This is a genomic window from Ruegeria arenilitoris, from assembly GCF_013032855.1.
Taxonomy (GTDB): Bacteria; Pseudomonadota; Alphaproteobacteria; order Rhodobacterales; family Rhodobacteraceae; genus Ruegeria; species Ruegeria arenilitoris.
The window spans coordinates 743,350-763,975 of record NZ_WQDA01000001.1 but is presented as its reverse complement, the minus strand read 5'-3'; the positions used below and the strand labels follow the sequence as shown (position 1 = coordinate 763,975).

Below are 20,626 nucleotides of genomic sequence, written 5' to 3'. Positions count from 1 at the left end.
TTTTCCTCTCACCGAGTCGCATTTCTTCTCGACAGGCTAAGGCCACATTTGTACCATCGTCAATCATGAATGACACAAATGTATCAAACGCCGTTCTTGACCGGCTGACCCGTGAATGGGACGCCCTGACACCCGAGGCGCAGAAGGCCGCCCGCTATGTGCTGGAGAACCCGGCGGATGTGGGCGTTTCGACCGTGCGCGAGATCGCCGAGGCCGCGAACGTGAAGCCCAACACCTTCGTGCGCATGGCGCGGCAGGTGGGCTTTGAGGGCTACGAGGATTTCCGCGCGCCGTTCCGCGACGCCATCCGTCGGGGCACCGTGTCGTTCCCCGACCGCGCCCGCTGGCTGCAGGAAATCGGCAAATCCGGCGAGTTGGGCGGCCTCTATGCCGACATGGTTGGGGCAGCGATCCGAAACATCGAAGAAACCTTCGCCGGGATCGACGCCACCCGGTTGCAGGCCGCGGCCGAGGCGATCTGGACATCACGTCAGGTTTTCACGCTGGGCGTCGGCGTCAACAACGCGAACGCGCGCAACTTTACCTATCTGGCCTCGACCGGGATGAAGCAGTTCCACGCCATCCCCCGGCCCGGTTCGACCCCGGTGGACGATCTGGCCTGGGCCGATGAACAGGACGTGCTGATCGCGATGACCTGCCACCCCTACCGGACCGAAGTGATCGAGGCGGTAAAGCTGGCCCGCGAACAGGGCATGACCGTGGTCGGCATCTCCGACAGCCCCGCCAGCCCAGTCATCCTGAACGCGCAACACGGATTTGTCGTCGCCGCCGACACGCCCCAGTTCTTTCCGTCATCGGTTTCGACCATCGCGCTGCTGGAGACGCTTCTGTCTTTCGTGGTCGCCCTGTCCAGCGATGAAATCGTCGAGCGTGTGGAGCGGTTTCACCGCCGCCGGCACCAACTTGGCCTTTATGCGGAGGAGCCTGAATGACCGCACCGCTGACCCGATCGCTGGAAGCCCGCTATTACATCGACCCGGCGATATTCGAGGAGGAGAAACAGGGCCTTCTGGCCCGCACCTGGCAATTTGCCGGCCATGTGGCGCAGGTGCGCGAGCCGGGCGACTATTTCGCCTTTGAAATCGCAGGCCAGAACCTGTTCTGCATCCGCGGGCGTGATGGCGAAATCCGCACCTTCTACAATGTCTGCCAGCACCGTGCGCATGAGATGGTGACCGGGGCCGGCAACACCCGCGTCGTCGTCTGCCCCTATCACGCGTGGACCTATGAACTCACCGGGCAACTGCGCGCCGGGCCGAACATCAAGTCGGTTCCGGGCTTCGACCGCAGCGCGATCTGTCTGACCCCGGTGCAGACCGAGCTGTTCAACGGCTTCATTTTCGTCAACCTCGACGATGACGCCGCCCCGATGGACGACTGGTACCCCGGCGTGCGTGCGGAAATCTGCGCCTTTGTCCCGCAGATTGACGACCTTGAGCCGCTGGAGTGGGTCGAGATCCCCGAGAACTGCAACTGGAAGGTCAGTATCGAGAATTACTCGGAATGCTATCACTGCCCGACCAATCACCCGACCTTTGCCACCGGTGTGGTCAAACCCGAGACCTATGACATTCAACCCGACGCAGGCGGCGGATACGTCCTGCGCCATACGACCGAGTGTCAGAGCCTCGACAAGATGACCTATCCCATCGACCTGTCCGTGCCCCATGCGGGCGACTATCAGTCGTGGTTTCTGTGGCCGATGTTCTCGTTCCAGTGCTATCCCGGCAATGTGCTGAACACCTATCACTGGCGCGCGCAGGATGCCGATCACTGCACCGTCTGGCGCGGATGGTACACCGAGGGCGGGTCCGAAAGCGCGGTGATCCGCCAATTGGCAGTGCAGGACCGGGAAACCACGGTCGAAGAAGACATCCGGCTGGTTGAAAGCGTGCATCGCGGCCTGAAATCGCGCGGCTATCGCCCCGGCCCGCTGGTACTGGACCCGGCTTGCGGCGTAATGTCGGAACATTCGATCGCCCGCTTGCAGCAATGGATGCGCGAGGCGGTGGATACAGATGCAAGCGGAGTGGACGATGGCCGACATCTTTGACGAAGACCTGTTCCTGAAAGGACTGGCGCAGCGCAAGGCGACGCTGGGCGACGAATACGTGGAAAAGAACCTAGCCGCGGCAGATGATTTCACCCGCCCGTTTCAGGAGGCCATGACAGCCTGGTGCTGGGGCTTTGGCTGGGGGGACGAGGTGATCGACCCCAAGACCCGCTCGATGATGAATCTGTCGATGATCGGCGCCCTGGGCAAGATGCACGAGTGGGAGATCCACTGTCGCGGAGCCCTGAACAACGGCGTCAGCAAGGAGGAGATTCGGGCGATCATCCATGTCGTCGCTATCTATTGCGGCGTCCCGCAGGCGCTGGAATGCTTTCGCGTGGCGCGCAAGGTTCTAACCGAAGCCGGTCAGCTTTAGCCGGTTCCTGCCCCGAAGATCGAGATCGCCCGCCCCCGTGCGGGTTTTCTCATGTCGGCACAAATACGTTACTGAATTTCTATTTGGCGCACGATTGCGTTACATTTTCCTTGTCGCGAATCACTTCCGGGCGTATTACCCGACCAAGCGGTCACTTATTGACTCGGACGCAAGACACGAGGTTCTGACGCATGGACGCTTTCATCTGCGACGCACAGCGCACCCCGATCGGACGCTATGGCGGGGCTTTGTCCCAGGTTCGCACCGACGATCTGGCCGCGATTCCGCTGGCTGCGCTGAAAGAGCGGAACCCGCAGGTGGACTGGGCCAGCCTGGATGACGTGATTCTGGGCGATGCCAACCAGGCCGGCGAAAGCAACCGGAACGTGGCGCGCATGGCCGCCCTGCTGGCCGGTTTCCCGGTTCAGGTGCCCGGCACCACGATCAACCGCCTGTGCGCCAGCGGCATGGATGCGGTCGGCATGGCCGCGCGGGCCATCAAGGCGGGCGATTATGACATGGCGATTGCCGGTGGCGTCGAAAGCATGTCGCGCGCGCCCTTCGTGATGCCCAAGGCCACCAGCGCTTTTTCCCGCGCCAACGCTGTCTATGACACCACGATCGGCTGGCGTTTCGTGAACCCGAAGATGCAGCAGATGTACGGCACGGATTCGATGCCGCAGACCGCCGACAACGTGGCCGAGGACTATGACATCAGCCGTGCCGATCAGGATGCCTTTGCCGCGCGCAGCCAGGCCCGCTGGGCGGCCGCGCATCAGGCCGGCGTTTTTGCCGAGGAAATCACCCCCGTGACCATCCCCCAGCGTAAGGGCGACCCGCTGGTGGTGGACACCGACGAACACCCCCGCCCCGGCACCACGGCCGAAAAGCTGGCGGGCCTGAAGGGCGTCAACGGGCCGGACAAGACGGTGACGGCGGGCAATGCCTCGGGTGTCAATGACGGCGCCGCGGCCATTCTGCTGGCCAACGAGGCCGCCGCGCAGAAGAACGGTCTGACTCCGATGGCCCGTGTCGTGGGCATGGCGGTTGCCGGGGTCGAACCCCGTGTCATGGGGATCGGCCCGGTCCCGGCCACCCGCAAGGTGCTGGCCCGCACGGGGCTGAGCATCGAGCAGATGGATGTGATAGAATTGAACGAGGCCTTCGCCGCCCAGGGTCTGGCCACCCTGCGTGAACTTGGCGTGGCTGATGACGCACCCCATGTGAATCCTAATGGCGGCGCCATCGCCATCGGCCATCCGCTGGGCATGTCCGGCGCGCGGCTGGTCATGACGGCGGCCTATCAGCTGCGCCGCACCGGCGGGCGCTATGCCTTGTGCACCATGTGCGTGGGCGTAGGCCAGGGCGCCGCGCTAATTCTCGAACGCGTGTAAGGGAGGAGACCCGACATGTACGCTCAGATGATCAAGACGGCAGGAACGGACGTCAAATCCCGTGAGGAAATGACCGAGCAGGAACGCGCCTTTCAGGACAAGATCGACGCCGGAATCAAGATCGAGCCCAAGGACTGGATGCCCGACGACTATCGCGCAACGCTGATCCGCCAGATCGGCCAGCACGCCCATTCCGAGATCGTCGGCCAGCTGCCCGAAGGCAACTGGATCACCCGCGCGCCCACGCTGGAACGCAAGGCGATCCTTCTGGCCAAGGTACAAGACGAGGCCGGGCACGGCCTGTACCTGTACTGCGCCGCCGAAACCCTGGGCGTCAGCCGCGACGAACTGACCGAGATGCTGCTGGACGGGCGGATGAAATACAGCTCGATCTTCAACTATCCAACGCTGAACTGGGCCGATATCGGCGCGGTGGGCTGGCTGGTCGACGGGGCAGCGATCATGAACCAGGTGCCGCTGCAGCGCACCTCGTTCGGGCCGTATTCGCGGGCGATGATCCGCATCTGCAAGGAAGAAAGCTTTCACCAGCGCCAGGGCTATGACGCGATCCGCAAGATGGCCGAGGGCACGCCCGAACAGCGCAAGATGGCGCAGGACGCGCTGAACCGGTTCTGGTACCCGGCGCTGATGATGTTCGGCCCGTCCGACAAGGACTCGGTGCATTCGGCCCAGTCGATGGCGTGGAAGATAAAGATCAACACCAATGACGAGTTGCGCCAGAAATTCGTCGATCAGACCGTGCCGCAGGCCGAGTATCTGGGCCTGACCATCCCCGACCCCGACCTGAAATGGAACGAAGAGCGCGGGCATTACGATTTCACTCAGCCCGACTGGTCGGAATTCTTTGACGTGATCAAGGGCAACGGCCCCTGCAACACCGACCGCCTAGCCGCCCGCAACAAGGCCTGGGACGACGGCAAATGGGTGCGTGACGGTCTGCTGGAACATGCCCGCAAGAAACGCGCCCGCAAGGTCGCAGCCGAATAACCTGCCCGATAGGAGGACACCTGATGAAAAACGAATGGCCCCTGTGGGAAATCTTCATTCGCGGCCAGCACGGCATGAGCCATCGCCATGTCGGCTCGCTGCACGCGCCCGACGCCGAAATGGCGATCAAGAACGCCCGCGACGTCTATACCCGCCGCAACGAGGGCGTCTCGATCTGGGTGGTCGAGGCCAACAACATCACCGCCAGTTCGCCCAGCGACAAAGGCCCGCTGTACGAGCCCAGCGAAAGCAAGGTCTATCGTCATCCGACCTTTTTCGACATCCCCGAAGAAGTGGAGGCGATGTGATGACCCGCGACGAGGCATTCCTGCAATTCCTGCTGCGGATGGGGGACAACACGCTGATCCTGGGCCATCGCGTCAGCGAATGGTGCGGCCACGCGCCGGTTCTGGAAGAGGACATCGCCCTGGCCAACACCGCGCTGGATCTGATCGGCCAGACGCAGATGTGGCTGGGCCTGGCCGGAGAGGTCCAGGGCGAAGGCAAGTCTGCCGATGATCTGGCCTTTCTGCGCGACGCCTGGGATTTCCGCAACGTGCTGCTGGTGGAGGTGCCCAACGCCGATTTTGGCCGCACCCTGATGCGCCAGTTTCTGTTTGATGCGTGGCACTCGATCATGCTGGGCCGGCTGATGAAATCGTCTGACGACCGGGTCGCGGCGATTGCCGAGAAGGCCAGCAAAGAGGTCGCCTATCACCTTGAACGGTCCAGCGACACGGTTGTCGGGCTGGGCGACGGCACCGAGGAAAGCCACAGGCGCATGCAGGAGGCGCTGGATTACCTCTGGCCCTATGTGGGCGAGATGTTCGCCAGCGACGAGGTCGATGCCGAGATGGCCGCCGCGGGCATCGCCCCCGATCCGGCCAGCCTGCGCGAGGAATATGACGCGCTGGTTCAGCGCGTGCTGACCGAGGCCACCCTGACCATTCCCGACAGCCGCTTTGCCCACAAGGGCGGCCGCGACGGGCGCATGCATACCGAACATCTGGGCCATCTGTTGACCCAGATGCAATGGCTGCAGCGGGCCTATCCGGGCGCAACCTGGTAGCGGCCGATGAACCGCGCCACCGTAGAGCAGGTCTGGGAATGGCTCGACGCCGTGCCGGACCCCGAGATCCCCGTGATCTCGGTCGTCGATCTGGGCATCGTGCGCGATGTGACATGGGAGGGCGACACGCTGAAGGTTGCCGTAACGCCCACCTACTCGGGCTGCCCGGCGACCTCGGTCATCGCGATGGACATCGAAACCGCCCTGCGTGACCACGGCATCGACAAGATCAAGCTGGAGACCCGCATCTCTCCGGCCTGGACGACCGATTGGCTCAGCGACAAGGGCCGCGCGAAGCTGAAGGACTATGGCATCGCGCCGCCGCAGCCCGCAGGCGGACCCGACCGCTGCCCGCATTGCGACAGCACGGCAGTGGAAAAGGTCAGCCAGTTCGGCTCGACCCCGTGCAAGGCGCATTGGCGCTGCACCGACTGCCTGGAACCTTTCGACTATTTCAAGTGCATCTGAGGAGGACCGGATGGCACGTTTTCACGATCTGGAAGTCACCGACATCCACAAGACCATCCGCGACGCGGTCGTGGTCACGCTGAAGCCGGTGAACGGCGCGGCCGAGGCGTTCGACTTTGTCCAGGGCCAGTACCTGACCTTCCGCCGCGAATTTGACGGGGAAGAGCTGCGCCGCTCCTACTCGATCTGCGCGGGCAAGGATGACGGCGTTCTGCAGGTGGGCATCAAACGGGTCGAGGGCGGCGCCTTTTCAACCTGGGCCAACACCGAGCTGAAAGTGGGCGACAGGCTGCAGGCGATGCCGCCGATGGGGGCCTTCCACACACCGCTGGACCCGGCCGCGCATCGGCAGTACCTGGGCTTTGCCGGCGGGTCGGGCATCACGCCCGTGCTGTCGATCCTAAAGACCACGCTGGCACGCGAGCCGAATGCGCGCTTCACGCTGGTCTATGCCAACAAGGGCGTGAACACGATCATGTTCCGCGAAGAGCTGGAAGACCTGAAGAACCAGTATATGGGCCGCGTGAACGTGATCCACATCTTGGAAACCGACGCGCAGGAGATCGACCTGTTCACCGGGTTGGTGACCAAAGAGAAATGCGCCGAACTGTTCCAGCACTGGATCGACGTCGAAAACACCGACACCGCCTTCATCTGCGGCCCCGAGCCGATGATGCTGGGCATTGCCGAGGCGTTGCGCGAACACGGGCTGAATGACAGCCAGATCAAGTTCGAGCTGTTCGCCAGCGCCCAACCCGGCCGCGCCAAACGCAAGCATGGCGATGTGGCAACGGCTGCACAGGCCAACCAGACTCAGGCCCGCGTCACGCTGGACGGCGCCAGCCAGACCCTCACCATGCCCAAGGACCAGACCATTCTGGATGCGGCGCTGGAAAACGCGATGGACGCCCCCTATGCCTGCAAGGCCGGGGTCTGTTCGACCTGCCGCTGCAAGGTGATCGAAGGCGAGGTCGAAATGGTGGCCAACCACGCGCTCGAGGATTACGAGGTCGAGAAGGGCTATGTGCTCAGCTGCCAGGCCTACCCGCTGACCGACAATGTCGTCGTCGATTACGACCAGTGAAGGGAGAGGGACCATGGCCGAAGACATGAGCATCGAAAGCTACCTGGCCGCAGGCGGCGTTCTGACCAACCCGACCAACGTGCCACCCCGATACCGGGCCGAGCTGATGAAGCTGATGGCGACCTTCGTCGACAGCGAACTGGCCGGTGCGGCGGGGTTCGCCGACATCATCAACCAGGGCCCGGGCATCAAGGAACGTATCGCGGCGGCGAAGATCGTTCTGGAAAAGACCGACAATGCCGACCGCGTTCTGAAGATCATGGGCGAGTTCGGCGCGGATACCGACCGCTATGCCACGCATCACCCGTGGACCGCACGGCTGAACCGTTCCGCCGATATCGGGGCCACGCGCAGCGAACATGACATGCGCCTTGCGGTCTTCAACTATCCGATCGAAGGCTGGACCGATGCGGTGGTGATGAACCTGCTGATGAGCCGGGCCGTGGGCGTGCAACTGGCCGAGTTCGCGCTGGTGTCCTATCAGCCGCTGGCCGAGGCGTTCCGCGCTATCGCCCCGATCGAGGCGCATCACGGTGAATTGGCCCTGGAAGGCGCGGTCAAGCTGTTGGAACAGGGCGCGGCGCCGGCGATGCAGGAATCGGTCGATTACTGGTGGCCCCGGGTGGCCGCAGGTTTCGGAGCGGGCAACCCCGAGCGGATGGAAAAGCTGCGCCAGATGGGCCTGCGCCGGGCCTCGGGGGTCGAACTGAAAAACCGCTGGCTGGCCGAGGCCGCAGAGGTCGTCACGCGGCTGGGCCTGCGCACCCCGTGATCACCGCCCGCTGGGGCGGCTGATCAGGCCGTATTTCAGGGCAAGCGATCGCAGGCCGCGACGCCTTGACCGGGCCAGCTTGCCCGTGCCCGCGTCACGCGCACCCGCTTTGCGGTTGAATTCATAGACGTCGATGATGCGCTCGGCGCAGCCGCAGGCCTCGCCCATCCCGACCTTGGCGAAATAGAATTTGTCGAACCGTTCCGGTTTTTGCATGGCGCCCTCCGACCGCAAGTAAACGCCGGGACACCCGCGAAAGCCAAATCACAATGCCGGCAGGGCCGGAGCTACAGCGCCTTGACGCCCGACAGGGTCAGGTTGCTGACCAGCGCGGCATAGTCCCGGCGCGCCTGCGCATCGGCGCCGGAATTCCACATGTAGTACCAGTTCAGCATGCCGAAGACCGACATCGTGGCCGAGCGCAGCTTGGCCCCGTCGCCCTGGAACACGTCGGGCGCGACCTCGGACAGGATCGCGCTGAGGAAATTCACCATGTCGCGCTGATACCCGCGCAACAGGCGCTGCTGATCCTCGGGCAGGGCCGACATGCCGCTGGTCTGGACCCGGTGTTCGTCATCCACGCCCTGATAGGCCAGCAGGATCTCGGCCACCACGCGGTGCAGCTTTTCGGGCGGGCTGAGGCCGTCCATCTCGAGCCCGCAGATCAGGTCGCGCAGTTCCCGCAGATAGGTCTCGAGAATGTCGAACAGGATCGCGTCCTTGCTGTCGTAGTAGTGATAGATGTTGGCCTTCGAGATCCCGCATTCGCGCGCAAGCTGGGTCATCGAGGCGCGGTCGAAGCCTTCGCGGGCAAAGACCCGCGCCGCCGATTTCAGGATCTGGGCGCGTTTCTGGTCGTGATCTTTTGCAATCGTACGGGCCAAACCTCACTCCTTGTCTCGGTTGTCGACGACGCGCTTGGCCTTGCCCTGGCTGCGCTCGACATCGCCGGGGTCCCCTACAACGATCTCGGTGGAAACGCCAACGATGTCCTTGATCCGCTTGGTCAGCATCCGAGCGGCGGCGGTCTTGCTGAGTTCGTCGGCTGCGTCGGGCATCGCCTCGACATAGACACGCATCGCGTCCATGCGGCCGGATTTGTACAGCTCGATCTGGTAATGCGCGGCGATGCCGCCGGTGGCCATGACCTGTTCCTCGATCTGGCTGGGGAATACGTTGACCCCGCGCAGGATGATCATGTCGTCGCTGCGACCGGTGATCTTCTCCATCCGCCGCATCGAGCGCGCGGTGCCCGGCAGCAGCCGCGTCAGGTCGCGGGTGCGGTAGCGGATCATCGGCAGGCCTTCCTTGGTCAGCGTGGTAAAGACCAACTCGCCCATTTCGCCGTCGGGTAGAACCTCGCCGGTCTGCGGGTCGATGATCTCGGGGTAGAAGTGATCCTCCCAGATGACCGGGCCGTCCTTGGTTTCCACGCATTCGTTGGCGACGCCCGGTCCCATGATCTCGGACAGGCCGTAGATGTCGACCGCGTGCATGTCAAAGGCCTGCTCGACCTCTTTGCGCATCGCATCCGTCCAAGGTTCGGCCCCGAACACGCCCACCAACAGAGAGCTTTCGCGCGGGTCCATCCCGACCTTGTGATACTGTTCGAGGATGTTGAGCATGTAGGACGGCGTGACCATGATGCCGTCGGGTTTGAAATCGGTGATCAGGGCCACCTGCTTCTCGGTCTGACCGCCGGACATGGGAACGACCGTGGCACCCAGACGCTCGATCCCGTAATGCGCGCCCAGGCCGCCGGTGAACAAGCCATAGCCATAGGCGTTGTGGATCATGTCGCCCTTGCGCAGACCGCTGGCGCGCAGGCTGCGGGCCACCAGATCGGCCCAGTTGTCGATGTCGTTCCTGGTATAGCCCACCACGGTCGGCTTGCCCGTGGTGCCGGACGAGGCATGCAGGCGGATGATCTGTTCGCGCGGAACGGCGAACAGGCCGAACGGATAGTGGTCGCGCAGATCGTTCTTGTAAGTGAAGGGAAACTTGGCCAGATCAGCCAAGGTTTTCAGATCGTCGGGATGCACCCCGGCCTCGTCGAACCGCTGCTTGTACATCGGCACGTTGTCATAGGCATGGCGCAGCGACCATTTCAGGCGGTCCAACTGCAAGCTGCGGATTTCATCGATCGACGCGATCTCGATCGGGTCAAGATCCGCTTTGTTCGGGGTCAGATCCTTCATGATGTCCTCCTCACCTCAAGATTCTGGAAACAGAGTGCCGTTGGTCGCGCGGGAAAAGCCCCGGAACTCGGCGATCTTTTGGCCGTCCTGATTGGTCACGGTCACGTCATAGATGCCGCTGCGGCCGGTCAGGCTCTGTTCGGTCGCGCGGGCGGTCAGCCGGTCGCCCAGCCGGCCCGGCGCGACATAGCTGATCACGTTGTGCTGGGCCACGGTCGACTGGTTGCGGCTGTTGCAGGCAAAGGCAAAGGCGCTGTCGGCCAGCATGAAGGTCACGCCGCCATGGCAGATCCCGTGCCCGTTGCAATGGTGCTGCTGCACGGTCAGCGCCAGCGTCGCGGTGCCCTCGTCGACCTCGACCAGTTCCATCCCCGCCCATTTCGAGGCATGGTCCTGCGCCCACATCGCGGCGGCGGCCTTTTCGGCGCGTTCTTTCGGCGTCATGCTCATTTGCCCCGAAACTCCGGGCTGCGCTTTTCCAGAAAGGCCGCGACGCCTTCGGCATAGTCGGCGGATTCACCGCAGGTCTTCATGGCGTCGGCCTCGATCTCCAGATGAACGGTCAGGCTGTTGGTCGCCGCGGCGTGGATGGTCTGCTTGGTCAGACCCAGGCCCAGCGTCGGGCCGTTCGACAGGCGTTCGGCCAGCGCGCGCGCCTCGGCCATCAGATCGGCATCGGGTAGGACTTTCCAGATCAGGCCCCAGTCCTCGGCCGTCTTCGCCATCAAGGGCTCGCCGGTCAGGGCCAGCCCCTTGGCGCGCGCCTCGCCCAGCAGATGCGGCAGGTGCCAGCTGCCGCCGGTATCGGGGATCAGCCCGACCTTGGCGAAGGACTGGATAAATTTCGCGGACTCGGCGGCCAGCACGATATCGCAGGCCAGCGCAAGATTGGCACCCGCGCCCGCGGCCACGCCATTGACCGCGCAGATCACCGGAAAGTTCAGCGACCGGATCAACCGCACCAGCGGTGCATAGAAGGTGCGCACCGTGTGGCCCAGATCCGGCGGGCCGTCCATTTTCGACGGGTCACGGTCGGCCAGATCCTGCCCCGCGCAGAACCCGCGCCCGGCCCCGGTCAGCAGGATCGCCCGCGCGCCCTCATCGCGCGCGCCTTCGATGGCGCGGCGCAGGGCATGGTGCATTTCCTCGGTGAAGCTGTTCAGGCGATCAGGGCGGTTGAGAGTGATTTCCACATAATTTCCACGCCGCTGCGCAAGAATCGTATCGCTCATGGGCCGCTCGCTTTGCATTCGTTTCGATATTCTTCTTGCATTAACCGAACGGTTGGTCAATAAATTTCTCCGACGAAGCGCCGAATCCGGGCTTTCGGCCGGTTGATGGTTACAAAAAGGACCATTAACGCATTTGTGACTCATGTTTTGGAGGAGGAAACCAGTCATGAAACTCAACGGGATCAAAACGCTGTTGGCGACGGCTGCCTTGGCAGTGTCGGGCAGCGTGGCATTTGCGGCGGATTACACCCTGACGATTTCCAGCTGGGCGCCGCCCACCCACGGGATCAACGCCAAGATGTGGCCCAAATTCGTCGAGATGGTCGAAGAGGCCACCGACGGCAAGGTGACCGCCGAGCTGAAGCTGGGCATCGCCCCGCCCCCGGCCCAGATGGACCTGATCATGGACGGCGCGGCGGATGCGTCGATCATCTTCCACGGCTATCAGCCGGGCCGTTTCGTGACGACCAAACTGATCGAACTGCCGGGCTATGAAGGCTCGGCCGAGGCCGCCTCGGTCGCCTATTGGCGCGCTTACGACAAATACCTGAAGGCCGCCGACGAACACCGCGGCGTCAAGGTCATTGCCCTGCACACCCACGGCCCCGCCCAGCTGCACACAAGCAGCCCGGTGACCTCGATGGACCAGATCTCGGGCCTCAAGGTGCGGATCCCCGGTGGCGTCGGTGGCGACGTAGGCACTGCGCTGGGTGCGACCGGTATCCAGGTTCCGGCCCCCAAGGTCTATGAAACACTGGCCTCGAAGGCCGCCGACGGCGTTGTCATGCCGTTCGAATCGCGGAAGGGCTTCAAGCTGACCGAAGTGGCCCCGAACGTCTATGAGATGCCGGGCGGCCTATATCGCGGGTCGTTTGCCTTCATCATGAGCGAGGACACCTTCGCCGACCTGCCCGAGGACATCCAGAAAGCGCTGGAAGAAAACGTGTTCGGCGAACCGCTGAGCCGTGAGATCGGCAAGATCTGGGACGAGATCGACGCCATCGGTCGTGATGCGACCCAAAGCACCGAGGGCAATGCGATCCACGAAGCCGGTGCTGAGGACATGGAGAAGTTCTCGACGATCGCCGAGGACGTGCACGCCAAGGTTATTGCCGAAGTCAACGAAGCCGGCGTCGATGCGCAAGCCGCCTATGACATGATCAAGTCGGAAATGTCCTCGAACTGATCCCTGATGCGGGGCGGCACTGGCCGCCCCCAGCCAGCCCCTTCCGGAGCCCCCCGATGACCCCTCTCATCCAGCTTGTACGGCGCGCCAGCGTCCTGCCGGTGATCGTCGCCTGCACGGCCCTGTTCATCCTGATGGTGATGACCTTCTGCGACGTGATCCTGCGGTCGGTCTTCAACGCGCCGATCGAGGCCGCCACCGAACTGACGCGCATCCTGATGGCTGTTCTGGTGTTCTCGGTGCTGCCCATCATCTCGGTCACCAACGGGCATATCGCCGTGGACCTGACCGACGGCATCTTCCACCGCCTGCGGCTCAGCCGCCTGCGCGATGCTGTGATCTATATCCTCAGCGGCGCCATGCTGTATTGGCCGGTCCAGCGCGTGTGGATTTTGGCCGAACGCGCCCGCGACTATGGCGATGTCACCGAATACCTCAGCATCCCGACCTACCTCGTCGGCTGGTTCATCACTGCGTCGGTGGCGATCACCGCCGTGGTGATGATCATCACCGGACTGCTGTACCTGTTTGCCCCCAAGACCCTGACGGAATCCACTCAATGACCGCTGCCCTCATCGGATTTGCCCTTGTCCTGATCCTGGTGCTGATGCGCCTGCCCATCGTCTTTGCCATGGGGCTGGTCGGCACGCTGGGCTTTGCCTATGAACGCGGCGGCTCGATCTTTGACGAGCGCGGGTTGAAGGCCGCGATGTCGATGGTCGGCCGCCAGATCACCGATACCGCGCAGGATTACGGCCTGTCGGTCGTACCGCTGTTCATCCTGATGGGCCTGTTCGTCAACAAGGGCGGCATGGCGCGCGAGCTTTACGCCGTTTCCAACGCCTTTCTGGGCCATATGCGCGGCGGAATCGCCATGGCGACCGTCGCGGCCTGCGGCGGGTTTTCGGCCATCTGCGGATCGTCGCTGGCCACCGCCGCGACAATGTCCAAAGTCGCGATGCCGCAGATGCGCCGTTATGGGTATTCCGACGAACTGTCGACCGCCTCGATCGCGGCCGGCGGCACGCTGGGCATCCTGATCCCGCCCTCTGTCATCCTGGTCATCTACGGGCTGCTGACCGAAACCTCGATCGGCAAGCTTTTCATGGCCGGCATCATCCCCGGCATTCTGGGCATCCTGTTCTACCTGTTCGCCGTGCGCTGGACCGTGTGGCGCAACCCTCAGGCCGGACCAGCCGGTGAACGCGCCAGCTGGGGCGAGCGCATCAGCGCGCTGGGGTCCGTTTGGGCGGTGCTGCTGCTGTTCTTCCTGGTGATCGGCGGGCTGTACGGCGTGCTCGATTTCGAACCGCTGAACCTGACCTTTTCGCCGACCGAGGCCGCAGGCATGGGCGCCGCCGGCGCCTTTCTGATCGCGCTGTTCCGCGGCGGGCTGACCGTGGGATCGACCTTTGAGGTGCTGAAGGAAACCTGCTTTACCGCCGCCGCGCTGTTTGCGGTGTTGATCGGCGCGCAGATCTTTTCGAATTTCATCAACCTGGCCGGCCTGCCCGAGGCGCTGATCGCAATGGTCACCGCCTATGACGTGGCACCCTTCGTGGTGATCCTGATGATTCTGGGCATCTACATCATCCTGGGCTGCGTGTTCGAATCCCTGTCGATGCTGCTGCTGACGGTTCCGATCTTCTTCCCGTTGGTGACCTCGCTGGGCTATGACCCGATCTGGTTCGGCATCGTCGTGGTGGTGGTGACCGAGATTTCGCTGATCACCCCGCCGGTGGGCCTGAACGTGTTCATCCTGAAGGGCGTGGTGGGCGACGTCTCGACTGGCACGATCTTTCGCGGCGTGACCCCGTTCTGGGTGGCCGACATCTTCCGCCTGGCGCTGATCGTTCTGGTTCCGATCGTGGTTCTGTACCTGCCGCAACAGATGGGCGCGCTGGGTCACTGAGCTCATTTCGCCGCGCAAGGCGGCCCCAATACAGGAGCATTTCATGTCTCTGAAACAGATTTCCAGTTTCGCCGCGGGCCAGTGGGTTGCGCCCGGATCCGGGGCCCGTACCATCGCCTCGGCCATCACCGGAGAGCCCTTCGCCACCGCCGGCAACGACGCGCTGGACGTACAGGCGATGCTGACCCATGCCCGCGACGTGGGTGGGCCCGCCCTGCGCCGGCTGACTTTCCATGAACGCGCCAAGATGCTCAAGGCGCTGGCGCAGGCGCTGTCGGAACGCAAACAGGCGCTCTATGATCTCAGCTTTGAAACCGGCGCCACGCAGAAGGATCACCTGATCGACATCGACGGCGGCATCGGCACCATGTTCGTCTTTGCCTCGAAAGGGCGGCGCGAGATGCCCGACGGCCATGTCTTTCTGGATGGCGATGTCGAGCAGCTGTCGCGGAATGGCACCTTCCTGGGCCAGCATGTCTGCACCCCGCTGCAGGGCGTGGCCGTGCATATCAACGCCTTCAACTTCCCGGTCTGGGGCATGCTGGAGAAACTGGCCCCCACCCTGCTGGCCGGGGTTCCGGCGATCGTCAAGCCGGCCACCAACAGCTGCTATGTCACCGAATTGGCCGTGCGGATCATGCTGGACAGCGGCATCCTGCCCGACGGCGCACTGCAGCTGGTCTCGGGCGGGCTGGGCGACATGCTGGATCACCTGACCTGTCAGGATGTGGTCAGCTTTACCGGCTCGGCCGACACCGCGATGAAGCTGCGGCAGAACCCGGTGATCGTGACCAACTCGGTGCGGTTCGTGGCCGAGCAGGATAGCCTGAACGCCTCGATCCTTGGCCCCGACGCGGCACCCGGCACGCTCGAATTCGACCTGTTCGTCAAGGAAGTCGTGCGCGAGATGACGACGAAGGCCGGGCAGAAATGCACCGCCATCCGCCGCATCATCGCCCCTCAGGCGCAGGTCGAGCCGCTGATCGCCGCGATCTCGGCCAAACTGGCGCAGACCACGATCGGCGATCCGCGGCTGGATTCCACGCGCATGGGCGCGCTGGTCTCGAACGGGCAGAAGGCCGACGTTCTGGCCAAGGCCCGCCTCATCGGGCAGGAGGCCGAACGCGTGTTCGGCGACCCGGATGCCTTCGAGGTGGTCGGCGCCGATGCCGAAAAAGGCGCCTTCGTGCCGCCGATGCTGTTTCACTGCGCCGATCCCGACACCGCCCGGCACGTGCATGACACCGAGGCGTTCGGCCCGATCTCGACCATCATGGGCTATCGCGATCTGGACCACGCCATCGCGCTGGCCAATCGCGGCCAGGGGTCGCTGGTCACCTCGCTGATCACCCATGACCCCGAGGTCGCGCGCCAGCTGGTGATGGGTGCTGCCGCCTTCAACGGGCGGATCTACATCAACGACCGCGACTCGATGCAGGAATCCACCGGCCATGGCTCGCCTCTGCCGCACATGGTCCATGGCGGCCCCGGTCGCGCCGGCGGCGGCGAGGAAATGGGCGGCGTACGCGGCGTGAAACACTACATGCAGCGCACGGCCCTGCAGGGCTCGCCCCGGATGCTGGCGACGATCGGCCGGAAATGGATTCCCGGCGCGCCCGAGATCCAAGGCCCCGCGCATCCCTTCACCCGCAAGTTCACGGACCTGCAGATCGGCGAGACGCTGCACACGGCGCCCCGAACCATCACGCTGGACGACATCGAACACTTCGCCCATTTCACCGGCGACACATTCTATGCCCACATGGACGAGGACGCGGCGGCCAGAAACCCGTTCTTTCCGGGCCGGGTGGCGCATGGCTATCTGCTGCTGAGTTTTGCCGCCGGTCTGTTCGTCGAGCCGAACGAAGGGCCGGTGCTGGCCAATACCGGGCTGGACGGCCTGCGCTTCATGAAACCGGTTGTGGCCGGCGACAGCATCAAGATCCGCCTGACGGTCAAGCAAAAGACCCGCCGCACCGACGACTATGGCGAGGTGCGCTGGCACGTGACGCTGACCAATCAGGATGACGAGAAAGTCGCCGAATACGAACTGCTGACCATGAACGCCTACTGAGCGCACGGCAAAGTATTTTTCTTGCACCGCCGGGCCGGATAGACTGGGCGCATGACCAACGCGCATCCGTGGTTCACCCAGGCCGTGGCCGAACTGGCCGACCCGCAGAATCAGCGGGTCTGGTCGATCATCGTGTCGCTGTTCGGCGACATGGCGCAGGAACGCGGCGCCAAGATATCGGGCGGGGCGCTGGGCCGCATCATCGAACCGATGGGCATCAAGCCCGAGGCGATCCGCGTGGCCCTGCACCGTCTGCGCAAGGATGGCTGGATCGAGAGCGACCGGGTCGGGCGCGTTTCGATGCATTTCCTGACCGAATATGGCCGCACGCAGTCGGCCCGGGTCACGCCGCGCATCTATGCGCGTGACCCTGCGCCGGATACGCCGCTGCACCTGCTGATCGCCGAGGATGGCACCGGCACCCGGCTGCTGGAAGACATCCTGCTCAGCCACGACTACACGCCGATCGGGCGCAACGCCGCGTTGGGACCGGGGGCACCGCCCGAGGACCAGGACGATCTGCTGATCCTTGAGGTCACCGCCCGCTCGGTCCCGCGCTGGGTGCATGAAAAGCTGTTCCCGCCTGATCTGCGCGCGGCTTGCCGGTCCCTGCACGGGGCCGTGCGCCACGTGTCCCAAGGCCGCCCGGCCAGTTGGGAGCCCACGCCCTGTCAGATCGCCACGCTGCGCACGTTGATCGTGCACCGGTGGCGGCGCGTCGTTCTGCGTCTGCCCGACCTGCCCGACGGATTCTGCCCGCCGGACTGGACCGGCCCGGCCTGTCGCGCGCAGGTATTCCGCCTGCTGGATCAACTGCCGCGCCCCCTGCCCGACGAGCTAAACCAAGACTGACCCAACGGCAGGTTTTCCTGAAACGCCGTTTGACCCTATCCTGACCTTGTACCTTTGGGAGGAGGTGCAGGCATGACCCACGACACTGACATGCTGATCGTAGGGGCCGGGTTCTCGGGGCTGATCATGGCGATCGAGGCCCGCAAACGCGGCATCCACAACATCGCGATCCTTGAAAAGGCCAACGACATCGGCGGCACATGGCGAGAGAACACTTATCCCGGCGTGGCCTGCGATGTGCCCTCGCACCTGTATTCGATGGCAACCCATCCGAACCCGGACTGGACCCGCGCCTATGCAGGCGGGGCCGAAATCTGGGACTACATGCGCCGCGTTGCGCGCGACGAAGGGCTGTACGATCTGTGCCATTTCCACACCGAACTGAAGTCGGCCCAGTGGGAAGGCACGCATTGGCGGGTCGAGACGACCGGCGGCGCGCAATGGACGGCACGGTTCCTGGTGTCGGCCATCGGCGCCCTGCACATCCCCAGCATTCCCGAGATCCCAGGAGCAGCGGGCTTTCCGGGACCGGCGTTCCACTCGGCCCAATGGGACCACACGGTGCCGCTGCAGGGCAAACGCATAGCAGTTGTCGGCACCGGCGCATCCGCCGTTCAGTTCGTGCCGGAAATCGCCAAAACCGCCGCCCATGTCACCATCTTCCAACGCAGCGCGCCTTACGTTCTGCCGCGTCCCGACGGACCGATTGCGCCCTGGGTCCGGCACCTCTATCGCCGCATTCCGCTGCTGCCGCGCATCCGCAGGCAGTTCATCTACTGGCTGTTCGAATTCCGCCACCGCGTATTTCGCGGCGAAAAACGCGCGGTCGACTTTGCCATGAAGATGTGGCGCAAAGGGCTGGAGGACGCCGTATCCGACCCCGACATGCGCCGCATTCTGACACCGGACTATCGGATCGGATGCAAGCGCGTCCTCAGCTCGAACGACTGGTACCCGGCGCTGGCCCGCGACAATGTCACCGTGAACCCGCATGGGGTCGAGCGGATCGAAGGATCCGAGATCATCGCGACCGATGGCAGTCGGACGGCGGCCGACATTCTGATCTGGGGCACAGGATTTCATGTGACGGACGCGGTCCAAAGGCTGGATATCCGCGGCGCGAACGGACTGAGCCTGCAAGACGCCTGGGCCGACGGCATGCAGGCCAATCTGGGCACCGCCATTGCCGGGTTTCCCAACTTTTTCATCCTGCTGGGTCCGCATACCGGGTTGGGTCACAATTCGGTCGTTCTGATGATCGAAGCGCAAGTTGCCCATATCGGAAGGGTGCTGGAGGCGATGCGGCGCGCGGGTCTGCCCGCGATTGTTCCAAACGCTGACCGGCAGGCCGACTTCACCCGCGAAATGCAGGAGCGTCATACCGACAGTGTGTGGCAGGCTGGCGGATGCACTTCGTGGTATCAAGACGCACAGGGGCGCAATACGACGCTGTGGCCCGGCACCGTTTCGGAATTCCGCAAACGTCTGGCGAAGGCCGGGCTCGAGCATTACCATCCCGTTGATCCCGCCCAGACCAAAGGACCGCCGACATGACCACCCTGCTGACCATTGCGCTGATCATCGGCGCCGCGTTGATCCTGATGCATCTTTGGACCCGGCGCCTGACGCGGATGGGAGCCCAATCCGTGCCTCAGCCCGGGCAGATCCTGCCGGTGAACGGCGGTTCGATCCATTATGTCGAACAGGGCGATCCAGAGAAGCCGACGGTGGTTCTGATCCACGGGCTGACCGGCCAGTTGCAGCACTTCACCTATGCCATGACCGACCTTCTGGCCGACGACTTTCACGTCATCGCGGTTGACCGGCCCGGGTGCGGGTATTCGACCCGCGACCACGCGCGGCTGGCCACCCTGCCGGAACAGGCGCGGATGGTCCACGAATTCCTCGAAGCCAAGGGCGTATCGCAGGCCATTCTGGTTGGACACTCGCTCGGGGGCGCGGTGTCGCTCGCCATGGCGCTGGACAATCCTGAGCGGGTTCGGGCGCTGGCCCTGCTGGCCCCGCTCACACATCGGGTACCCAGCACACCCGCCATCTTCAAGGCGTTGGAGATCCGGACCGAATGGCTGCGCAGCCTGATCGCCAACACGATCGCTGTTCCCCTGGCGAAAACCACGGCGCCGCATGTGATCGGCGAGGCGTTCGCCCCTGAACCGGCGCCGAGTGATTTCCTGAACCGCGCCGGTGGCGCCTTGGGGCTGCGCCCGTCAGCCTATATCACCGGATCGCAGGATCTGGCGGGCGTGGACGCCAGCATCGATGCCCAATCCCAACGCTACCACGAACTGAAGGTAGGGGGCGGCATCCTGTACGGGGCCGAAGATCCGATCCTGTCACCCAGCCAGCAAGGCGCACCGATGGTGGAATACGGGCTGAGCTTTGAACAGCTCGAGAACCGCGGCCACATGATCCCTCTGACCGCACCCGAGGCCTGCGCAGAGTTCGTCCGCCGCGTGGCCAACGCTTCGCAATCGCCGTCGAAACCCGCCAACACGGCCGGATGAAGAATCCCGCAATTTCGTGGCATTTCCCTCTTGACCCTCTCCGGCCCCTCCCTTAAATCGCCTCTCACCGTGGCGGAGTAGCTCAGTTGGTTAGAGCAGCGGAATCATAATCCGCGTGTCGGGGGTTCAAGTCCCTCCTCCGCTACCACCCCAAACCCCGTTCCCACCGTACTCTGCGTCCCTTCCGGCCCTTGGTCCGAAGTGCGTTGACGTGGGATGCGCGTGGGACGAGTTGGATTCGAGTGTCCCGGCGGTCGCGCCCGAGGAAGGCAAACCGGGACACCCTGCACGGCCAACCGGACCCCCATCCGAAGATGGCCGCACCCCATCTCATCACGAGCGATATGCCTTTTGGAAGATATGCGTTGTCCCGAGGCGACCAAACCCCGGGACAGCGTCTTG

The 20,626-nt window shown here is 63.9% G+C and carries 22 protein-coding genes and 1 tRNA gene; 18 read left to right on the top strand and 5 right to left on the bottom strand.

All coding sequences use genetic code 11. The features are described 5' to 3' along the window. Nucleotides 1-65 precede the first annotated feature (65 nt). The 10 genes from GOW72_RS03670 to GOW72_RS03625 all read left to right on the top strand — a co-directional run bounded on the left by GOW72_RS03670 (nt 66) and on the right by GOW72_RS03625 (nt 8,245). Entirely contained in the window at nt 66-953 is an 888-nt protein-coding gene (locus tag GOW72_RS03670; protein WP_170365229.1) for a MurR/RpiR family transcriptional regulator, read from the top strand. Beyond that, nucleotides 950-2,074: an aromatic ring-hydroxylating oxygenase subunit alpha gene (locus tag GOW72_RS03665; protein WP_170365227.1), complete on the top strand. Its 1,125-nt coding sequence runs from the start codon at nt 950-952 to the stop codon at nt 2,072-2,074. The genes GOW72_RS03670 and GOW72_RS03665 overlap by 4 nt, the downstream gene beginning before the upstream one ends. Beyond that, nucleotides 2,058-2,450, top strand: coding sequence for a carboxymuconolactone decarboxylase family protein (locus tag GOW72_RS03660; RefSeq protein WP_170365225.1), 393 nt, complete (start codon nt 2,058-2,060; stop codon nt 2,448-2,450). Before GOW72_RS03665 ends, GOW72_RS03660 begins: the two co-directional genes overlap by 17 nt. A gap of 191 nt (nt 2,451-2,641) precedes the next feature. Beyond that, nucleotides 2,642-3,844: a 3-oxoadipyl-CoA thiolase gene (gene pcaF, locus GOW72_RS03655; protein ID WP_170365223.1), complete on the top strand. Its 1,203-nt coding sequence runs from the start codon at nt 2,642-2,644 to the stop codon at nt 3,842-3,844. Between the two features lie 15 nt (nt 3,845-3,859). Next, complete coding sequence (gene paaA / locus GOW72_RS03650) at nt 3,860-4,852, top strand: 1,2-phenylacetyl-CoA epoxidase subunit PaaA (protein WP_170365220.1); 993 nt, start codon at nt 3,860-3,862, stop codon at nt 4,850-4,852. 23 nt (nt 4,853-4,875) lie between these two features. Continuing rightward, nucleotides 4,876-5,160, top strand: coding sequence for a 1,2-phenylacetyl-CoA epoxidase subunit PaaB (gene paaB / locus GOW72_RS03645; protein WP_170365218.1), 285 nt, complete (start codon nt 4,876-4,878; stop codon nt 5,158-5,160). Then, entirely contained in the window at nt 5,160-5,921 is a 762-nt protein-coding gene (gene paaC, locus GOW72_RS03640; RefSeq protein ID WP_170365217.1) for a 1,2-phenylacetyl-CoA epoxidase subunit PaaC, read from the top strand. The genes paaB and paaC overlap by 1 nt, the downstream gene beginning before the upstream one ends. Nucleotides 5,922-5,927: 6 nt before the next feature. Then, the gene (gene paaD, locus GOW72_RS03635; RefSeq protein WP_170365215.1) at nt 5,928-6,389 is read left to right on the top strand and encodes a 1,2-phenylacetyl-CoA epoxidase subunit PaaD; all 462 of its coding nucleotides are present in this window, start codon (nt 5,928-5,930) and stop codon (nt 6,387-6,389) included. Nucleotides 6,390-6,399: 10 nt separating this feature from the next. After that, nucleotides 6,400-7,473: a 2Fe-2S iron-sulfur cluster-binding protein gene (locus tag GOW72_RS03630; RefSeq protein WP_170365213.1), complete on the top strand. Its 1,074-nt coding sequence runs from the start codon at nt 6,400-6,402 to the stop codon at nt 7,471-7,473. A gap of 13 nt (nt 7,474-7,486) precedes the next feature. Continuing rightward, complete coding sequence (locus GOW72_RS03625; protein WP_170365211.1) at nt 7,487-8,245, top strand: Phenylacetic acid catabolic protein; 759 nt, start codon at nt 7,487-7,489, stop codon at nt 8,243-8,245. Here the strand turns inward: GOW72_RS03625 and GOW72_RS03620 are convergent, their stop codons facing one another. The 5 genes from GOW72_RS03620 to paaG form a co-directional block, all read right to left on the bottom strand. Then, complete coding sequence (locus GOW72_RS03620; protein ID WP_170365208.1) at nt 8,246-8,461, bottom strand: hypothetical protein; 216 nt, start codon at nt 8,459-8,461, stop codon at nt 8,246-8,248. Between the two features lie 71 nt (nt 8,462-8,532). Then, nucleotides 8,533-9,129 carry a TetR/AcrR family transcriptional regulator gene (locus GOW72_RS03615; RefSeq protein ID WP_005978266.1) on the bottom strand — a complete coding sequence of 199 codons (597 nt, stop codon included), beginning with the start codon at nt 9,127-9,129 and terminating at the stop codon, nt 8,533-8,535. A gap of 3 nt (nt 9,130-9,132) precedes the next feature. After that, nucleotides 9,133-10,443, bottom strand: coding sequence for a phenylacetate--CoA ligase PaaK (gene paaK / locus GOW72_RS03610; RefSeq protein ID WP_170365206.1), 1,311 nt, complete (start codon nt 10,441-10,443; stop codon nt 9,133-9,135). 15 nt (nt 10,444-10,458) lie between these two features. Then, nucleotides 10,459-10,887, bottom strand: coding sequence for a hydroxyphenylacetyl-CoA thioesterase PaaI (gene paaI, locus GOW72_RS03605; protein WP_170357010.1), 429 nt, complete (start codon nt 10,885-10,887; stop codon nt 10,459-10,461). 2 nt (nt 10,888-10,889) lie between these two features. Beyond that, nucleotides 10,890-11,675 carry a 2-(1,2-epoxy-1,2-dihydrophenyl)acetyl-CoA isomerase PaaG gene (gene paaG, locus GOW72_RS03600; RefSeq protein ID WP_170365204.1) on the bottom strand — a complete coding sequence of 262 codons (786 nt, stop codon included), beginning with the start codon at nt 11,673-11,675 and terminating at the stop codon, nt 10,890-10,892. Between the two features lie 166 nt (nt 11,676-11,841). Between paaG and GOW72_RS03595 the strand changes: the two genes are divergently transcribed. From GOW72_RS03595 to GOW72_RS03560, 8 genes are all read left to right on the top strand, one after another. Further along, nucleotides 11,842-12,861 carry a TRAP transporter substrate-binding protein gene (locus GOW72_RS03595; RefSeq protein WP_170365202.1) on the top strand — a complete coding sequence of 340 codons (1,020 nt, stop codon included), beginning with the start codon at nt 11,842-11,844 and terminating at the stop codon, nt 12,859-12,861. A gap of 56 nt (nt 12,862-12,917) precedes the next feature. Then, nucleotides 12,918-13,424, top strand: coding sequence for a TRAP transporter small permease (locus tag GOW72_RS03590; RefSeq protein ID WP_170365200.1), 507 nt, complete (start codon nt 12,918-12,920; stop codon nt 13,422-13,424). Continuing rightward, entirely contained in the window at nt 13,421-14,773 is a 1,353-nt protein-coding gene (locus GOW72_RS03585; protein WP_170365198.1) for a TRAP transporter large permease, read from the top strand. Before GOW72_RS03590 ends, GOW72_RS03585 begins: the two co-directional genes overlap by 4 nt. Nucleotides 14,774-14,816: 43 nt before the next feature. Further along, nucleotides 14,817-16,847, top strand: a complete 2,031-nt coding sequence (gene paaZ / locus GOW72_RS03580; RefSeq protein WP_170365196.1) for a phenylacetic acid degradation bifunctional protein PaaZ — start codon at nt 14,817-14,819, stop codon at nt 16,845-16,847. Between the two features lie 51 nt (nt 16,848-16,898). Continuing rightward, on the top strand, nt 16,899-17,699 hold the full coding sequence (locus tag GOW72_RS03575) for a PaaX family transcriptional regulator C-terminal domain-containing protein (protein WP_170365194.1): 801 nt from the start codon (nt 16,899-16,901) through the stop codon (nt 17,697-17,699). Between the two features lie 72 nt (nt 17,700-17,771). After that, on the top strand, nt 17,772-19,253 hold the full coding sequence (locus GOW72_RS03570) for a flavin-containing monooxygenase (protein ID WP_170365192.1): 1,482 nt from the start codon (nt 17,772-17,774) through the stop codon (nt 19,251-19,253). After that, nucleotides 19,250-20,224 carry an alpha/beta fold hydrolase gene (locus GOW72_RS03565; RefSeq protein WP_170365190.1) on the top strand — a complete coding sequence of 325 codons (975 nt, stop codon included), beginning with the start codon at nt 19,250-19,252 and terminating at the stop codon, nt 20,222-20,224. Before GOW72_RS03570 ends, GOW72_RS03565 begins: the two co-directional genes overlap by 4 nt. A 71-nt stretch (nt 20,225-20,295) precedes the next feature. Next, a tRNA-Met gene (locus tag GOW72_RS03560) sits at nt 20,296-20,372 on the top strand. The last annotated feature ends 254 nt before the right edge of the window (nt 20,373-20,626 follow it).

Bases quoted from the DNA above. Each gene is read 5' to 3' on its own strand.
- GOW72_RS03585 (WP_170365198.1), top strand. From the start codon at position 13,421: ATGACCGCTGCCCTCATCGGATTTGCCCTTGTCCTGATCCTGGTGCTG.
- GOW72_RS03590 (WP_170365200.1), top strand. From the start codon at position 12,918: ATGACCCCTCTCATCCAGCTTGTACGGCGCGCCAGCGTCCTGCCGGTG.
- paaK (WP_170365206.1), bottom strand. From the start codon at position 10,443: ATGAAGGATCTGACCCCGAACAAAGCGGATCTTGACCCGATCGAGATC.
- GOW72_RS03665 (WP_170365227.1), top strand. From the start codon at position 950: ATGACCGCACCGCTGACCCGATCGCTGGAAGCCCGCTATTACATCGAC.
- paaD (WP_170365215.1), top strand. From the start codon at position 5,928: ATGAACCGCGCCACCGTAGAGCAGGTCTGGGAATGGCTCGACGCCGTG.
- GOW72_RS03575 (WP_170365194.1), top strand. From the start codon at position 16,899: ATGACCAACGCGCATCCGTGGTTCACCCAGGCCGTGGCCGAACTGGCC.
- GOW72_RS03570 (WP_170365192.1), top strand. From the start codon at position 17,772: ATGACCCACGACACTGACATGCTGATCGTAGGGGCCGGGTTCTCGGGG.
- pcaF (WP_170365223.1), top strand. From the start codon at position 2,642: ATGGACGCTTTCATCTGCGACGCACAGCGCACCCCGATCGGACGCTAT.
- GOW72_RS03620 (WP_170365208.1), bottom strand. From the start codon at position 8,461: ATGCAAAAACCGGAACGGTTCGACAAATTCTATTTCGCCAAGGTCGGG.
- GOW72_RS03630 (WP_170365213.1), top strand. From the start codon at position 6,400: ATGGCACGTTTTCACGATCTGGAAGTCACCGACATCCACAAGACCATC.
- GOW72_RS03565 (WP_170365190.1), top strand. From the start codon at position 19,250: ATGACCACCCTGCTGACCATTGCGCTGATCATCGGCGCCGCGTTGATC.
- paaB (WP_170365218.1), top strand. From the start codon at position 4,876: ATGAAAAACGAATGGCCCCTGTGGGAAATCTTCATTCGCGGCCAGCAC.
- paaG (WP_170365204.1), bottom strand. From the start codon at position 11,675: ATGAGCGATACGATTCTTGCGCAGCGGCGTGGAAATTATGTGGAAATC.
- paaZ (WP_170365196.1), top strand. From the start codon at position 14,817: ATGTCTCTGAAACAGATTTCCAGTTTCGCCGCGGGCCAGTGGGTTGCG.
- paaA (WP_170365220.1), top strand. From the start codon at position 3,860: ATGTACGCTCAGATGATCAAGACGGCAGGAACGGACGTCAAATCCCGT.
- paaC (WP_170365217.1), top strand. From the start codon at position 5,160: ATGACCCGCGACGAGGCATTCCTGCAATTCCTGCTGCGGATGGGGGAC.
- GOW72_RS03625 (WP_170365211.1), top strand. From the start codon at position 7,487: ATGGCCGAAGACATGAGCATCGAAAGCTACCTGGCCGCAGGCGGCGTT.
- GOW72_RS03660 (WP_170365225.1), top strand. From the start codon at position 2,058: ATGGCCGACATCTTTGACGAAGACCTGTTCCTGAAAGGACTGGCGCAG.
- GOW72_RS03595 (WP_170365202.1), top strand. From the start codon at position 11,842: ATGAAACTCAACGGGATCAAAACGCTGTTGGCGACGGCTGCCTTGGCA.
- GOW72_RS03670 (WP_170365229.1), top strand. From the start codon at position 66: ATGAATGACACAAATGTATCAAACGCCGTTCTTGACCGGCTGACCCGT.
- paaI (WP_170357010.1), bottom strand. From the start codon at position 10,887: ATGACGCCGAAAGAACGCGCCGAAAAGGCCGCCGCCGCGATGTGGGCG.